General features: G+C 47.1%; 13 protein-coding genes, 2 pseudogenes and 1 riboswitch. Of the genes and pseudogenes, 5 read left to right on the top strand and 10 right to left on the bottom strand.

The window, feature by feature from the left end:
- Positions 1 to 122: 122 nt before the first annotated feature.
- Entirely contained in the window at positions 123 to 998 is an 876-nt protein-coding gene (locus tag DMB88_RS04600; RefSeq protein ID WP_174715269.1) for a radical SAM/SPASM domain-containing protein, read from the bottom strand.
- Positions 999 to 1274: 276 nt separating this feature from the next.
- A riboswitch (TPP riboswitch) is annotated at positions 1275 to 1375 on the top strand.
- A 226-nt stretch (positions 1376 to 1601) separates the two neighbouring features.
- Here DMB88_RS04600 and thiM point away from each other — a divergent pair.
- The 4 genes from thiM (at position 1602) to DMB88_RS04580 (ending at position 5278) form a co-directional block, all read left to right on the top strand.
- Positions 1602 to 2426: a hydroxyethylthiazole kinase gene (gene thiM / locus DMB88_RS04595; RefSeq protein WP_128100386.1), complete on the top strand. Its 825-nt coding sequence runs from the start codon at positions 1602 to 1604 to the stop codon at positions 2424 to 2426.
- Positions 2417 to 3226, top strand: a complete 810-nt coding sequence (gene thiD, locus DMB88_RS04590) for a bifunctional hydroxymethylpyrimidine kinase/phosphomethylpyrimidine kinase (protein ID WP_128100385.1) — start codon at positions 2417 to 2419, stop codon at positions 3224 to 3226. The genes thiM and thiD overlap by 10 nt, the downstream gene beginning before the upstream one ends.
- A complete protein-coding gene (gene thiE / locus DMB88_RS04585; RefSeq protein ID WP_128100384.1) occupies positions 3226 to 3891 on the top strand; it encodes a thiamine phosphate synthase in 666 nt (221 codons plus the stop codon). Before thiD ends, thiE begins: the two co-directional genes overlap by 1 nt.
- 445 nt (positions 3892 to 4336) lie before the next feature.
- On the top strand, positions 4337 to 5278 hold the full coding sequence (locus tag DMB88_RS04580) for a dipeptidase (protein WP_128100383.1): 942 nt from the start codon (positions 4337 to 4339) through the stop codon (positions 5276 to 5278).
- A 379-nt stretch (positions 5279 to 5657) separates the two neighbouring features.
- On the opposite strand, the gene DMB88_RS04575 is transcribed toward DMB88_RS04580, so the two are convergent.
- The 6 genes and pseudogenes from DMB88_RS04575 to DMB88_RS04550 all read right to left on the bottom strand — a co-directional run bounded on the left by DMB88_RS04575 (position 5658) and on the right by DMB88_RS04550 (position 12250).
- Complete coding sequence (locus DMB88_RS04575) at positions 5658 to 6497, bottom strand: amidohydrolase family protein (protein WP_128100382.1); 840 nt, start codon at positions 6495 to 6497, stop codon at positions 5658 to 5660.
- A gap of 21 nt (positions 6498 to 6518) precedes the next feature.
- Positions 6519 to 8165: an ABC transporter substrate-binding protein gene (locus DMB88_RS04570; protein ID WP_254438452.1), complete on the bottom strand. Its 1647-nt coding sequence runs from the start codon at positions 8163 to 8165 to the stop codon at positions 6519 to 6521.
- A 150-nt stretch (positions 8166 to 8315) separates the two neighbouring features.
- A complete protein-coding gene (gene opp4C / locus DMB88_RS04565; RefSeq protein ID WP_128100381.1) occupies positions 8316 to 9233 on the bottom strand; it encodes an oligopeptide ABC transporter permease in 918 nt (305 codons plus the stop codon).
- 41 nt (positions 9234 to 9274) lie between these two features.
- The gene (locus DMB88_RS04560) at positions 9275 to 10225 is read right to left on the bottom strand and encodes an ABC transporter permease (protein ID WP_164848608.1); all 951 of its coding nucleotides are present in this window, start codon (positions 10223 to 10225) and stop codon (positions 9275 to 9277) included.
- Positions 10226 to 10229: 4 nt separating this feature from the next.
- Positions 10230 to 11249: an ABC transporter ATP-binding protein gene (locus tag DMB88_RS04555; protein WP_128100380.1), complete on the bottom strand. Its 1020-nt coding sequence runs from the start codon at positions 11247 to 11249 to the stop codon at positions 10230 to 10232.
- Positions 11250 to 11282: 33 nt separating this feature from the next.
- Positions 11283 to 12250, bottom strand: a pseudogene (locus DMB88_RS04550) (ABC transporter ATP-binding protein).
- Positions 12251 to 12521: 271 nt separating this feature from the next.
- Between DMB88_RS04550 and DMB88_RS04545 the strand changes: the two are divergent.
- Positions 12522 to 13270: pseudogene (locus DMB88_RS04545) on the top strand (MerR family transcriptional regulator).
- Between the two features lie 266 nt (positions 13271 to 13536).
- Here the strand turns inward: DMB88_RS04545 and DMB88_RS04540 are convergent.
- The 3 genes from DMB88_RS04540 to DMB88_RS04530 form a co-directional block, all read right to left on the bottom strand.
- Positions 13537 to 14016: a hypothetical protein gene (locus tag DMB88_RS04540; RefSeq protein WP_254438451.1), complete on the bottom strand. Its 480-nt coding sequence runs from the start codon at positions 14014 to 14016 to the stop codon at positions 13537 to 13539.
- Positions 14017 to 14341: 325 nt separating this feature from the next.
- On the bottom strand, positions 14342 to 14998 hold the full coding sequence (locus tag DMB88_RS04535) for a deoxynucleoside kinase (RefSeq protein ID WP_128100379.1): 657 nt from the start codon (positions 14996 to 14998) through the stop codon (positions 14342 to 14344).
- Positions 14995 to 15618, bottom strand: coding sequence for a deoxynucleoside kinase (locus DMB88_RS04530; RefSeq protein WP_128100378.1), 624 nt, complete (start codon positions 15616 to 15618; stop codon positions 14995 to 14997). Before DMB88_RS04530 ends, DMB88_RS04535 begins: the two co-directional genes overlap by 4 nt.
- Between the last annotated feature and the right edge of the window lie 99 nt (positions 15619 to 15717).

Genomic DNA, 15717 nt, shown 5'->3' with positions numbered 1-15717 from the left:
TCAAATATGCTCTATTTAGGCAGATAAACACATGAATATTGTACAAAACAGCAAAAAATCACGCCATCTGTAACCAGATAACGTGATCTTAAGTCTTTATTTGTGATGACTAACGATGCATCCTATGCACCAAACCGCTGGCGATACCCGCACTTGCGGCACAACTCTTCCACGGCCTGCCTCTTCGAGAATCCATAAAATAAGTTATTGGCCCGTTCCCCGTCAACGATCTCCGAGAATGACTTCTCATGTACGTTGCCTAAGTTAATTACACCTTCGCCATCCAGGCAACACGGTACAACCGTGCCATCCACCAATACGGCGGCCTGACTACGAAGTGCATGACAGAAGCCTTTACCGTCATCCTCGGGTGCATCAAGGCTTGGCCACTGAAATTCATGATCCTGATTGAGGTATACATTCGGAGCAATTTTGACTCCGCTACCCGGCACGACCTTTTCTTCAATCCGAAAATCCAAGTCGAACTCCCGCTCTAACACCTCAAGCGTTTCGCGATTTCGGTTCATCTGGGCATTCGTAAAATTATCCTGTGTCAGGTTCCAGAGTCGGAACGAAATGATGACATTATGTTTCACTGCTTCACGAGCAAAGGTCAATATGTTATTCAAATATCCTTCGCGGTCTGTCGAGCCTTCATGTCCGTCGAAGCTGTGCAAGGAGAAGTTCATCTGACGTAACGCTGGCTTGCCAAGAAGCTTATGCTGCGTCTTGGGCAGTAGCGTACCATTGGTCGTGATGTTGACCTTGAATCCTTTCTCATGTGCAGAATCTAGCAACAGATCGATTTTGGGATGCAGTAACGGCTCACCTTTGACATGAAGATATATGTGTTTGGTATGTGGCTTAATCTGATCCAGTATATTGTTAAAGACGTCAGGGTCAATGAAATTTTTGGCACGCTTGGTCTGTGGACAGAAGCTGCACGCCAAGTTACAGATGCTTGTAATTTCGATGTAGACTTTCTTGAATGTTTTCAACTCGGATCCCCATTCTTCTCCGGAGGGAGAGCGTCCCACCTTCATTTCGTGATATAACGATAACACTTTCACCATTGCGTGATCTAAGTGTTCTTTTGGAACAACCTCTATTATATCGGGTTGGGAAGTAGGGAACAACAACGTTTCGTATCAGATTCCTGTTGCTATGTCGAAGCATAAACTTGGATCATCCCTTCTTTACATCCGGCTTGCATGTGATATATGCTGGAGCTATAAATACCTGTTCAAAAACGGTTATAACTGAATATAGTTGAACAATTGCACTGGGGGAGCCTAACGGCTGAGACGAATGAACTTTCGGACCCTTTGAACCTGATCTGGATCATACCAGCGGAGGGAAGTGGAGCGGCCTTTCAATAAACTTCATGCGTTTCATCATGCAGAACATGTAAGATGAAATACACTTGCGAATTGAAAATACAGCCCCACTCATTTCTCCGGAAATGGGCGGGGCTTTTTGCATTTTTTAGGATGAAAAATGAGTCATCGCAGATCAGAATATAGCATTTCTCGCCGCTTGCCTACATGTAATTCTGGGAAAATGCCAGTGAGTTATGAAAATGAATTTAAGGAGGAAAACAGATGTCTTACTTGGAACGTATACGCACTCAAAATCCGTTAGTGCACAATATCACCAACATTGTGGTAGCTCCCTTTGTAGCCAATGGCTTGCTTGCACTTGGAGCATCACCTTTTATGGCTTATGCACACGAGGAGGTTGCCGATGTTGCGAAAATGTCCGGCGCGGTCGTCCTCAACATTGGCACACTTAATAAAGATGTTGTGCAGTCCATCCTGCTCGCTGGTATATCCGCCAACGCCCATCAAGTCCCTGTCGTGCTTGATCCTGTTGGCGCTGGTGCCACATCCTATCGCTCCGAGCAGGTTCAGATGCTCGTTCGTGAGCTACGTCTCACGATCTTGCGTGGCAATGTGGCAGAAGTCGCCAATGTTATTGGTGAGCACTGGAATAGCAAAGGTGTAGATGCTGGACAAGGTGAAGGAGATCGAATCGGAATAGCTGAGCGTGCAGCTCAAAAGTTAAACTGTATCGTTGTGATCACAGGTCGCGAAGATGTCATTACGAATGGACATCTGACCTATCTCGTGAGCAACGGTCACGTCCTCTTAACCCAAGTTACCGGTGCGGGATGTCTGCTCAGTGCTGTAATTGGCGCATTTGCAGCTGTGGCGACTGATGACAAGGAGCGTCTGGATAGCGTGGTAGAAGCTCTCGCCTTCTACGGCGTTGCTGCTGAGATTGCTGCAGATCGTACGGAAAGCCAGGGCCCTGGCAGTTTCCAGATCGAGCTATTGAATCAGCTCGACCTAGTATCCCCATCTGTACTACAGCAACGTGCTCTTATTCGCCACATCCATGGAGGTGAAGATACACCATGCGTATAGCTCAGGCTCTAACAATCGCTGGATCGGACAATGGCGGCGGTGCTGGAATTCAAGCCGATCTCAAAACCTTTCAGGAACTTGATGTATACGGCATGACCGTTATTACTGCCATTGCGGCGCAGAATACAACAGGAGTTCAGGGTGTTTTTCCTATTTCGTATGAAGGCATAGCCCAACAGCTTGATTCGACCGGCGACGACTTCAAGCCAAATGCGGTAAAAACAGGCATGCTCTACAGTACCGAAATTATTCAATTGGTAGCCGAGAAATGGCGCCATTATGAATGGTCTAATCTGGTCATTGATCCCGTTATGGTAGCCAAGGGCGGCGCACCGCTGCTTCAGCAGCAGGCTATTCAGACACTGATTACGGAGCTGATCCCGCATGCACAGATCACCACGCCAAACATCCCTGAAGCCGAACTGCTGACAGGCATGTCCATTCGAAATGTAAGTGAACGGGAAGAAGCAGCCCGACGCCTTGTGCAGATGGGCTCAACGTATGCCCTGATCAAAGGCGGCCATGATACGGGCGGCATGATTGTCGATGTACTCTATGATGGGCAGTCCTTTCACTATCTGGAGAATATTCGTATAGTGACCCCTCATACCCACGGAACGGGCTGTACGTATTCTGCCGCCATTACAGCTGAACTGGCGAAGGGTTCGTCCGTTCTGGCTGCCGTCACGACTGCGCGAGCATTCATTCAGGCAGCCATTGAGGATGAGCTCGGCATTGGCGCTGGGCATGGGCCGACGAATCATTTTGCGTATCAGCGCAGGCAGCGGGGTGAGCGGTGATGCCTAAGCTGAATGCAGACGCGGTGCGACGCGCAATGCAGGTGTATTTGGTGATGGGCAGCGTGAATACCACGCAAGACCCTGTGGAGGTGCTGCGCCAGGCGATTGCTGGCGGCATTACGCTGTTCCAGTTCCGGGAAAAAGGAACTGGTGCCCTGATTGGCGAAGCCCGCCTGGCTCTTGCATGGCGGCTTCGCGAGGTGTGCAGCCAGCACGGGATACCGTTCATCGTGAACGATGATGTGGAGCTGGCTGTAGCTGTGGAGGCCGACGGCGTGCATGTCGGCCAAGATGATGCGGACGCGGCGCTTGTACGCGCCCGCATTGGAGCTGGGCGGATGCTTGGCGTATCCGCCCACTCTGCGTCGGAAGCCCGCCGTGCGGTGCAGGCGGGCGCCGACTATCTTGGCGTCGGGCCAATGTACCCGACGCGATCCAAAGCGGATGCCCATGCTGTGCTGGGCTCCGCAGGGATCTTGGAACTGCGCGCCGCAGGCATCGCAGTTCCGGTGGTGGGTATCGGCGGCATTACGCCCGATACCACGGCCGCCGTGATGGCGGCTGGAGCCGACGGCGTAGCCGTCATCTCCGCCATTGCGGGCGCGGCCGACGTGCGCGCAGCGGCTGCGCGGTTCGCTGCGGCGGTGGGTGGGATGCTGGCGTAGCCAAGCACCCCTGCACCGCGGCAACCCCGCCGGGCGCTTGGATTATGCGCCAGCTAGAGACCTCACTGCTTTTCTTATTACTTTGCCATATAGATTATTTTGATAGTGATATAGGAACTATTGATTGCTCGATGAATTGTGTAGAGACAAGCTCAATGATAGAATCGTTACATCTCAAAACAAAGTTAACAAATAAGAATAGTGTGTAATAAAAACTATACTAATTTCGCATATTTACCCTGGCTGAGCAGTAGCGACATGTACTATATGAATGATTCGGTACGGTCTACTCAGCGCATTCGGCCACCGCAGGCATCACGATGCCGCGTGTTCCTATGTGAATCTAATAACTTCCATTACAGCGAAACGAAGTATACCACTTACATAACTCAAGCCAGTAATCCCTGTTACAGTTTGCCAAATTGAATAAAGGAGTCTATTACACATGAATGTCATCGATCTGCACTGTGATGCCCTGTTTCGGATCTGGAGAGCTGGAGGTAAGCTAGCCTTCGATCACACCGACAGCCTAGAAGCAAGCAAACCACGACTCATTGCTGGTCAAGTGAAAGTTCAAGGTTTTGCTATTTTTGTCCCGCCTAATCTCAAGGATTCTGCTAAATTTGAAGCGGCCTTAGATCAAGTGCATTATTTCTATACGGAAATTCTGGACAAAAATCCAGAGATCATTCACATTACTGACTGGTCACAGATTCGTAATCTACGTGATGGAGAAATTGGTGCATTTCTCACCCTAGAGGGTGTCGATCCGATTGGTAATGATCTTCACAAGCTAAACCTGTTATATCGGCTTGGTGTACGCTCCGTTGGACTAACATGGAACTACGCTAATCTCGCTGCAGACGGCGCATTGGAGCCCCGCGGTTCAGGGTTAACTCAATTTGGCAAACAGATCATTGAATTCAATAACGAGTATCGCCTTCTCTCGGATGTTAGCCACCTTAGTGAAGCTGGCTTCTGGGATGTGTTGCAGTTGGCGGACTACCCCATTGCCAGTCATTCCAATGCACAGGGCATTTATAACCATCCCCGCAATTTATCCGATGAACAAGCACAGGCTCTCTTCGCCAAAAATGCTACCGTGCACGTCTTATACCTCCCCGACTTTCTCAGATCCGATCAGGACGAAGCAGCATCTATTGATGATGTACTGCGACATGTGGAGCATTTTTGTTCCATTGGCGGTGTGAAGCACATCGGACTAGGATCGGATTTTGATGGTCTGATCCACTATGTGGAGGGATTAGAGCACGCAGGACATACTCAAAACTTAATCAATGCACTACTCAAACGCTATAGCGAACAAGAAGTGAAGGGATTCGCCTCAGAGAATTTCCTTAACAGTCTATCTGCTTATCAGCTCTAACGAGTAAATGCGAATATCTCTTCGCTCCAAGCGCTAACGAACCCACCACATCTTAACAGGCGGATCATCTACGTTTGCAAAATTTAACGAACCTCAGTAAAGCTATTCCGTCCTAATACGGTTTGAAAACGCGAATAATCGACTGAATTCGTGAAATAAAGCCTCTGTGATTCGTTAGATCTAAGATTCGGGAAAATGAGAGCGAATAGCGTGTGTCAGATTCATTACATCTATTTATCGTTACAGGGGCTGACCCCCGTTCACATTCATGACATGGGACTGTCCCTTCTCAACGTTCACTAGCTAACCACAATCAAGCCCCACCGTTCGTTCTTAAACGAATCGAGGGGCTTTGTCATTCCGTATCCTTGTTGGGGAATCACGGCAGATTCAATAAGGCTGCACCGTTTTGATATAAAACCTTATCCAGAACACCTTCGTTCCACGACTGTTTACGAAAATGCTCCAATGCCCAATCATACGGCACATTTGGGAAGCAACTTCCGTACAATATCCGGTCACCTAGCGTAAAGTTGGCGGCTTCAACATATAAACTGCTGCCAGGGAACCCCAGATACAGATCTGGAGAAAGGTAAACGTTAGGGCAGTATATCGCAGTCTGGATAGCTTCGGCAACGAACGGCCATGCGGCATGGGAGATAATGATTGGAACGTCAGCATATTTGCGTGCTGCTCTTACAAGCCTTGAAGGACGAGCATAGTCATAATCTGGTTCATCACCCAGAAGTCCAAGAATGCCGCTAAGGGTAATTGCAAGCGGTAAACCATACTTACGACATGCCTCGAAGATCGGATCTGCCGCCGGATCACCAATAGGGATTCTAGGTTGTTGTACCGCAGGATTGAGGGATACTCCACGAAATAATGGCGAACGTCCGTATTGCTCAATCAGCGCGACCGAGCCTTCAACTGTCTCGCTATCTGCACCAATAAAGCCAATGAAGCGCTGCGAATGATCCGCGAGGAAACTCGCTAATTCCTGATTGGATGAACCTCGTTCACCCCCTCGTCCCATAATGACTCCATAACGGATTCCGAGTTTGTCCATATCGGCCAATACCTGATCATACGTAATGGACTGCGTTGGTTCGATACCCTTTAGATTGAGCAGCTTGATTGCAGACTCTCTTCCTTGATTGTAATCCCCGTACTCCACCCACTCTGGGACAGGTGGCTTCATTCTAAAATCAATAATCATCAGGCACGCTCCTTCAGACTCCTATTGAATATCCCATTCATTCACGTTATTAAACATCCCGATATTGGATGGTTTACCTACAAGTACATTTTTGGCGACAGCTTGCAATCTTTTCTCAGAATATACGCTAATGGTTGGTAGTTCTTCATGTAAGATCTGCTGGAGCTGCTTGTAGATGTCATGGCGCTTCGTTTCATCCGCTTCGGCTACCCCCTCCTTGATCAGCGCGTCCACCTTCGAATTGTTATATCCCAAGAAATTGTTGGCGTTGTCGCTTGCGAACAAGGAGAAGTATAGGCTCGGCTCAATGTAATAGTCCCGGTTAAAGATCGTTAATTCGTATTCACTCTTAATGACCTTTTGGATCAACGTTCCAAAATCATATTTCTGCACTTCCACCTTGATGCCTACATCCTTCAAATTCTGAGTCAGAATATCTGCCGCCTGCTCCCGAATCTTATTGCCCACCGGAATCAGAAAGCGAACGACCTTATTGGAGTCCCAACCTGCCTCTGCGAGCAGTGCCTTGGCCTTCTCTGGATCGTAACTATAGATCGCTGCATCTTGGTCATAATATGGATTGTCGCTCGGCACACTTCCGTCGATTACCTCAGCCTGACCTTTGAGAAGCTGTTCCACAATCAGCTGACGGTTCAGTGCATAAGCAACGGCCTGTCGAACTTTAGGAGAATCAAACACCTTGTTGTTCAAGAACAACTCCGCTGGCTCTGAAGGGCCGCTGGAATCTAGATTGACGTTTGGCAATGCCTTAACCTTCTCATAATCGGTGATTGGAATAAGACCTACTGGAAGAGAATTCATCTGAATATCACCCGTCTGCAACTGGGCAACTAGGTTCGTAGCGGGGAGAACTTTAATGAAAATCTTGTCCAATTTAGCAACAGATCGATAATAATTTTCGTTTTTCACAACTTCCACATACTGATCCTTGGCAAAGGACTTGAATTGGAATGGGCCAACCGTTACTTCTGGCTTCTGGAAATAGGGATTAACTGCAAGCTGATCAAGCGGCACATCTTTCAAAATATGTTGGGGCAGGAAGTACAGCTTGGTCGCAAATGTTTCTTTAAAAATGTTTGGATCAATGGGGGTCTTGGTCTTGATCGTAAACGTATGGTCATCAATGATGCTGAGTCCCGTAATTTCATTCTGACCATCCTCTAGCTTACCCGCATCATTCAGTCCTTCAATGAAGCTAAGCCGTAATGAAGTCTCCACCTTTGGATTCAGAGCAGTGTTCAGCGTGAACAGCACATCGGCTGTGGTGAACGGCTGTCCATCATTCCATTTTGCATCCTTATTGAGCTTAATGGTGTAGAGCTGCTTATCCTCGGTGTCCACTGAATCCGCCAGTTTAGGCAAAAATTCAAATGATGAATTAATATCAAGCAGAGCATCGTTAATGAGAGCAAGTGCGTTTTTGGAAGCTGAGTCCCCCTGATCATTGATCTGATTTAACGTTAGAGGGGAGTTCACAATGCCAACCGTTACTATTTTTTCCTTAACAGTTTCTTGGGTTTCCGGAGTACTCGCCCCAGCCTCTGCTGTCCCGCCTGTATTCGTAGAAGCAGCCGAGCCACATGCACTAAGCAGGAACAACGACAAGATAAGGATGACGGACAATCCGTTACGAACATTTTTTCTCACAACATATTCCCCCTGTTTTGGATATTTAGATGCTGAATCCTTCAATGGCTTAATTCTTCAATATCAGTGAGTCTCTATTCCAGAATCGCTACAAGCAACAAGACTGGTGCACACGATGCTTCTTCATGAATTATCTGTTCTGTCCTCTCCTCATTCCTTGGGATCTAATGCATCACGCAAGCCATCCCCTACAAAATTAATAGATAACACCGTAATGAGCAGCATCAGCCCTGCCGGAACCCACAACCACAACTGATCGGTTAACACGGTAAAGGATTGAGCATCACTCAGCATATTGCCCCAGCTTGCCGTTGGTGGTTGTACTCCCATCCCGAGAAAACTTAGCCCTGCTTCACTCAGAATGGCACTCGCCACGCCAAATGTAGCATTGACGATAATTGGCCCCAGCGTATTAGGTAAAATATGTCCCAGCAGAATTCGTCTGTTCCCCAGACCCAATGCCGTTCCGGCACGGACATAATCCTGTTGTTTGATCGTTAGCACACTGCTTCGCACTAATCGCGCCACCCCTGGCCACGAGAACAGTGCGAGCACACAAATGATCGTCTGAAGACTCGCTCCAAGAGCACTGACGATGACCAGAATCACCATCAGGAACGGAAAAGCCATGAACATATCGGTAATTCGCATGATCACCATGTCTAGCCAGCCACCGAAATAGCCTGATATCAAACCAATCAGCGTGCCCACCGTCACATATAAGGCAACCGTTGCGAAGCCCACCAGAAGGGATACCCTTGAGGCGACAATTAAGCGACTTAACACATCCCGTCCAACCTGATCTGTCCCAAGCAGGTGTTCTCCTGAAGGAGGTGCTGAGAAATACGCTGTTACCTGATCTGGCGAGTGAGGAGCAAGCTGCGTGGCAAACATTGCAACCAGAATTAACAAAACAATCACGATTAGTCCACCAACAGCGAATCGATTGCGTGCAAAACGGCTGACTACAAGTCTGAAATGGCTGTTCTCCACTGACTTCCAGCCCTGTGATAATTCCGCCCCCGCGGTGGAACTCTCCTGTAAACGGAGGTCGGATGTTGTTCTCATACGCTCTCTCCTCCTGAATGAATGTAGTTTAATAAAATCGTTTAGTTATATTTAACTCGCGGATCTGCAACGGCATAGATCATATCAGTCAACAGATTCGTAGCCAGTACAATGATTGCGGCGACTAGATTTAATGCCATTAACGTAGGATAATCACGCGAAAGGATGGATTGCATCGTTAGCTGTCCTATTCCGGGCCACTGAAATATCTGTTCGATCAAAATGCTGCCTCCCAGTAGCAGTGGAATCTCCATCGCAAACACCGTGATAATCGGTAATAACGCGTTGCGAAGGGCGTGTCTGTTGGTCACCATAAACTCACCAACCCCTTTGGCTCTCGCGGTTCGAAGATAGTCCTGATGGAGCACATCCAGCATGCTTGCCCGGACATAACGAATTTTTTTGCCCACAATTCCCACCGCTAGTACACTTGCAGGTAATATGAGATGCCATAACGTATCCAGCACACCACCACCGCCTCCAAGTACCCCCATACCGCCCGAAGGTAGAAGATTTAGTTTCAGCGAGAACACATAAATGACCCCAAGTCCTAGAAAGAATTGTGGCATGGACGTGCCAATAAAGGATAAACCAGTCAGGATGTAGTCAACCTTTGTATTATGCTTAACTGCACTATAGATGCCTGCCGGAATAGCTATTGCCAAACTGATCAGAAGCGAAGTAAAGGTTAGCAAAAGGGTAGGGCCAATTCGTTCTGCAATCAATTGAGATACCGGAGCGAATGAACTGAAGGAGTACCCCAAATTGCCTTGCATCAGGCTCATCATCCATTTGCCATATTGCACGATTGCAGGGCTATTCAAGCCGAGCATCTCTTTCTTCGCCTCAATTAACTCCTGGGATGTGTTGGGATCAATCATCATCTCCACAGGATTACCTGGAGCAAGATTAATGATGATAAAGTTGATAATTGTGATCCCTATCAATACGGGAAGTGCAATTAATAAACGGCGTATAATGTAAGGTACCATGGCGTCAAGATCCCTCCACAATTGGAAAGTGACAGGCCACCTGATGAGCAGGCATCCCCGTATCTGCGAGCTGCGGCTCTTCTTCCTGACACTTCGCCTGTGCATACGGGCAGCGAGAATGAAACCGACACCCTTGCGGTGGATTAGCTGGGCTAGGCACATCACCTTCCAAAACGAAGCGAGATTGCTCTCGCATACGCGGATGAGTGATCGGATTAGCCGTTAATAGACTGCGTGTGTATGGATGCTTGGCGTCACTAAAGACATCTTCTTTTGCGCCAATTTCCACAATTTTGCCTAAATACATGACCGCAATCCGTGTACTAATATAGTTGACTGCACCCAATCCATGGGCAATGAATACATACGTCAGATTCAGCTCCTGCTGCAAATCGCGAAATAGATTCAGAATCTGTGCCTGTATGGATACATCGAGTGCAGATACCGGTTCATCACATACGATCAGCTTAGGCTTCAATGATAAAGCACGGGCAATGCCAATTCGCTGCCGTTGTCCACCTGAGAATTCATGGGGATGACGGGACATGGCTGACCGCGGCAACCCGACGAGATCAAGTAAACGAATAACCTCTGCTTCCGCCTCTTGTCGTGTAGCAAGCCGGTGTGCAAGAATCGGCTCGGAGATCAGATCTCCCACTCTTTTGCGGGGATTCAGTGATGAATACGGGTCTTGAAAAATGATCTGTAGTTTGGTTCGAACCTTCTTCATCCTGTGCTGAGATAGATTCGTAATATCCTGCCCTTCAAAAAAAATACGTCCCGAATGAGCAGGCTCCAGGCGCAGCATAGTTCGTCCAATTGAGGATTTACCACAGCCCGACTCTCCGACAAGACCTAATGTTTCACCTGCCGATATATCCAAATTAATGCCGTCCACAGCCTTGATATATCCTGAAGTGCGGCCTAGCACCCCTTGTCGAATCGGATAGTATGTGCGTAATTCCTCCAGACGGAGCAACGGAGATGCAGCTTCGTTTCCAGGGCTAACACGGTAATTGCTCATTGAGTCTAAACCTCCTGGTGCATTCAATTGCAGTTATTGTTGAGGAAGCCAGCATCTCACCACATGCTTGGCACTGACTTGCCTCAGAGACGGCGCCTCCAGGCTACATTGTTCGATCGCATAGGGACACCTCGCCTGAAATCTACAACCTTGAGGTAGATCCGTAAGCGAAGGGACCGTGCCAGGAATCGGTACAAGTCGATCCTCTGCCCCACTCTGAATGGTAGGAACTGATCGCATCAGTCCTTGTGTATATGGATGCAAAGGCTCATCAAACAGGGAGAATACCTCTGCCTCTTCGACAATCTGACCCGCATACATGACAGCGACCCGATCCGCCATTTCGGCGACAATACTCAGGTCATGCGTGATCAGCAGTATCGCTGTCTCTCTCTCTTCACGCAGTTGCTTCATTAAATTCAGAATCTGTGCTTGAATCGTAACATCGAGTGCTGTTGTAGGCTCGTCCGCAATGAGTAATTTCGGCTCACATATGAGAGCAATAGCGATGACAATCCGTTGTCTCATGCCCCCGACAGGGAGTGAGGATACTCTCTCATCACCGCTTCGGGTCGTGCAATGCCTACCTTCTGTAACATCTGAAGTACAGCATGCTCTGCCTGTCTTCGGTTAAGCTTCGTGTGAACCTGAATTACCTCAAGCAGCTGATTGCCAATCGTCATCACCGGATTGAGAGCTGTCATCGGTTCTTGGAAAACCATTGAAACCTGCTTGCCTCTAATTTTTCTTAACTGCGTCTGATTCAGTTCGGTCAGATCCGTGCCATTCAATCGGATATGTCCTTCAGCAATGCGTCCTTTCTCTCCCAGCAAACCTAGAATCGATAAGGAAGTGACACTCTTGCCACTACCTGATTCCCCGACTATGCATAATGTTTCACCCGGAGTTATCGCTAGATTAATGCCGTCTACTGGACTAACTTCACCTTTCGTTGTTGTGAATGTGACACGTAGCGCTTCAATTTCAAGAAGATTGTTCATAAGATCACCTGACTCACTTTTTTTCAACATCATATGTCTATATACAATAAATCTTATTGGAATTATAAGGATTAGTGTAGCATGATCTCTGAAATTGTTTTTATCAAAAATTTAAATACAGGTATAGAATATTCCAATACTATAGATGCTGAATTAATGCAGTTAACACCCAAACTAGTGCTTCAAAAACCAAAAAATCTAATCCAATGAACAGGGTTGACTCTCACGTAACGTGACACTGTACAATCGGTGATGTAAGGAGGTTGAAACCATGGCCATGAAGGTAAAAGAAGTTGCCGAGCTTGCCTCGATCAGTGTGCGCACACTGCATCATTATGATGAGATCGGTTTGTTAACTCCTAGTGAAGTCACTTCTGCAGGGTATCGACTCTATTCAGACGCCAATCTAGACATGCTGCAGCAGATATTATTTTTCAAAGAACTGGACTTCTCACTGAAAGATATCAAAGACATTATAAATAGCCCTTCCTTCAACCGGGAGGAAGCACTTCAGATGCATCGCCAGATCCTTCTGGAGAAAAGGGTACGCTTAGACCGTATGATTGCCACCATCGATAAAAGTGTTATGCATATGAGAGGAGACATTGATATGACGACAAAGGAACAATTCGAAGGATTTAACTTCAAGGAGAACCCCTATGAACAGGAAGCGCGCCAGCGCTGGGGAATAAAGCTGTAGATCAGGCGAATGAAAAATTACAAGGCAAATCACCCAATGAACAGAAGGCTCTATCGGACCAGATGAATGGCATCTTCACTCAGTTGGCAACCCTTCGTGACACTTCACCCGCATCGGCTGAATCCCAAGCGGTCATTGCGCAGTGGTACACCTATTTGAATCAGATGGGGCATTATTCACCCGAGGCTTTTCGAGGATTGGGTCAGATGTATGTGGATGATGAACGCTTCACACGTAACATTGACCAATTTGGCGAAGGATTAGCTGCCTTTATGAAAGAAGCCATGGCGATCTTTGCGGATCAGCAGCAAGCAGACTAAGACGTGTCTGAATATTTCGAAGCACACAGATTTTCATTTTCCTGACAATAAGGCCAACTGAGTTCGTTAGAAATGTTGCGTGAATCTCAATTACATTTACCACAGGCTGGATTCTCACCTATCTACAAGGTAAAACATCATCACCAAAAAAGGGACGCACGCCTTCTGGCGTTACGTCCCTCTTGCTTGTTTCTCAGCCGCAATGTGAAGGAGCCTTCTTCTCGGCACATTCACTCTGAGATTTTTTTTGAATGAAGAATATAGGATTATGCTCGTGGAGCGTGGTCAGTTGATGAGGCTTCGGTTGCCATACTGGTTTTGGCCATTCGACCAGGAATCTGCCATGCGGATACGATCGCAAGACCAATAAACAACAGATCCATCGGTTCACCGAAATAATCCGAGAACGTTTCGATAAATGCGTTAACGATCTCGCCGTCAAATACCAATTGCATGAAACCTTCATCAAACATCTCGGATGCAAAATAAACAACCGTCATGTATTTCCCAAGTACAATGCCGACAAGCGCAAAAATGACCGCAATCACTTTATGTACTGTTGCAATCCGTTTATTGGACAACAACACGACAGCATAACCTGTCAGTGCACCAATGAGAATTGCAATTAAACCTACCTCATACTCGGTCATTGCTGCGACTGCAGCCCATACAGCACCACCCACAATTGCCGCAATTAACCCGCCGATAATCGGCATCCCAATCTTGATTCCTTGCTTTTCTTCCACGATGTCTTTCCCTCCTGAGTCATGCTTAGGCTTATTTTCCAAAATTCACCTAACTAATAAAACCACATTTCATTCGTTAATTCAACCATTTTCTACGATGATGAAGTTGTAAGCGATACCCAAGCTAGCTCAATGGCGTGCATTTCATGACCCGCGTAAAATCGTGCATTTCCCGGGGGACATCGTCAAACCTCAGCCAAACAAACAGAAAAAAACAAAAAAACTCCCCACTATTCAACATGACATAGGGAGAGTCCATTCCATACTATTTACACATGCTTTTCTTCTGCTAATTAAGCCTTAGAGCTTCAGCAAGCTGATATACTTAACGTTGTGCTTCCTTCGCTGGTGTAATTACAGACGCAATCTGCGCCAGGATCGCATCAACCGATGCCGAATCATGCACATCATATTCGTCAATGTTCAAGCGCAATACTGGACAAGCTGTGAATTGGTCAATCCATACAGAATAGCGCTCATGCATGTGTTCCCAATACGAGCGATCTGTCTGAATCTCCATCTCACGTCCACGCTCAGTAATCCGGTTCAGGATGGATGGCAAGCTGCCTTCCAGATAGATCAGTACGTCCGGGTGCGGGAAATATGGCGTCATAACCATCGCCTCGAACAAGCTGCTATAGGTTTCGAAATCCGTTGCAGACATTGTACCTTGATCCGCGTGCATCTGCGCAAAGATCCCCGTGTCTTCATAGATCGAACGATCCTGTACGAAGCCTCCGCCCATTTCGAAAATTTTCTTCTGTTCCTTAAAACGTTCTGCCAAGAAGTAAATCTGTAGATGGAAGCTCCACCGTTCAAAATCATGATAAAATTTCTCCAGGTACGGATTATGATCCACCTGTTCCAGAGAAGTTTTGAAATTCAAACGTTCCGCAAGCGCTGCTGTTAGCGTGGATTTGCCCACACCAACCGTACCTGCGACGGTAATTAATGCATTTGCTGGAATGCCATAGTTATTCATGTGATATACTCCTTTACCTGATTAACGATCTGCCTGAAATGTTCTGGATGCTCTACAAAATCGAGTGCTTCTGCATCCACTTTAATAATAATTGGAGGATTAGGGCCATCTGCCAAATAGGCCATGCCTGTTTTGTAATCAGCAATAAGCTGTTCCATATATCCTGGATCCATATCCTGCTCGAAGGATCTTCCTCGCTTGTTGATCCGATACATCAAGGTATCAAGCTCTGCTTCAATGTACAGCACCAAGTTAGGTTTTGGCAGGTCATCGGTTAACAAATGATAGATTTGACGGTACTTGTCCCGCTTCGTGCCCTTCAAGGTGCGTTCGGCAAAAATCATATTTTTGTAGATATGATAATCCGAAATGACGGGTGTATGCTGCTGCACATAGTGAGCTCCGGTATCTTCCAATTGCTTAAATCGATTACATAAGAAAAACATCTCAAGCTGGAAGCTCCACTCATCTATATCCTGATAGAAGGAAGCCAGAAATGGATTCTCTTCTACGATCTCCTTCACTAGCGGAAGATTCAACTCCTGAGAAAGCATCGTTGCGAGCGTTGTTTTCCCAGCACCAATTGGACCCTCCACAGCAATAAACGGGGCTGATTTCATCGTGTTCCTGTTCCTCCTCGTGCTTATGCGTGTTTCCGTTTCTCTATAGACCTCACCTATTGTATCACAGCTTCGTAGCATCGAAGGCCAGTATTTTAT

The organism is Paenibacillus sp. DCT19 (genome assembly GCF_003268635.1).
In the GTDB taxonomy this organism is placed as follows: domain Bacteria; phylum Bacillota; class Bacilli; order Paenibacillales; family Paenibacillaceae; genus Paenibacillus.
The sequence above is the reverse complement of the archived record's forward strand: the minus strand, read 5'-3'. Positions and strand labels throughout refer to the sequence as shown.

Coding starts and splice junctions, on each gene's coding strand:
- thiM (WP_128100386.1), top strand. CDS start 1,602: ATGTCTTACTTGGAACGTATACGCACTCAAAATCCGTTAGTGCACAAT.
- thiD (WP_128100385.1), top strand. CDS start 2,417: ATGCGTATAGCTCAGGCTCTAACAATCGCTGGATCGGACAATGGCGGC.
- thiE (WP_128100384.1), top strand. CDS start 3,226: ATGCCTAAGCTGAATGCAGACGCGGTGCGACGCGCAATGCAGGTGTAT.
- DMB88_RS04580 (WP_128100383.1), top strand. CDS start 4,337: ATGAATGTCATCGATCTGCACTGTGATGCCCTGTTTCGGATCTGGAGA.
- DMB88_RS04575 (WP_128100382.1), bottom strand. CDS start 6,497: ATGATTATTGATTTTAGAATGAAGCCACCTGTCCCAGAGTGGGTGGAG.
- opp4C (WP_128100381.1), bottom strand. CDS start 9,233: ATGAGAACAACATCCGACCTCCGTTTACAGGAGAGTTCCACCGCGGGG.
- DMB88_RS04560 (WP_164848608.1), bottom strand. CDS start 10,225: ATGGTACCTTACATTATACGCCGTTTATTAATTGCACTTCCCGTATTG.
- DMB88_RS04555 (WP_128100380.1), bottom strand. CDS start 11,249: ATGAGCAATTACCGTGTTAGCCCTGGAAACGAAGCTGCATCTCCGTTG.
- DMB88_RS04535 (WP_128100379.1), bottom strand. CDS start 14,998: ATGAATAACTATGGCATTCCAGCAAATGCATTAATTACCGTCGCAGGT.
- DMB88_RS04530 (WP_128100378.1), bottom strand. CDS start 15,618: ATGAAATCAGCCCCGTTTATTGCTGTGGAGGGTCCAATTGGTGCTGGG.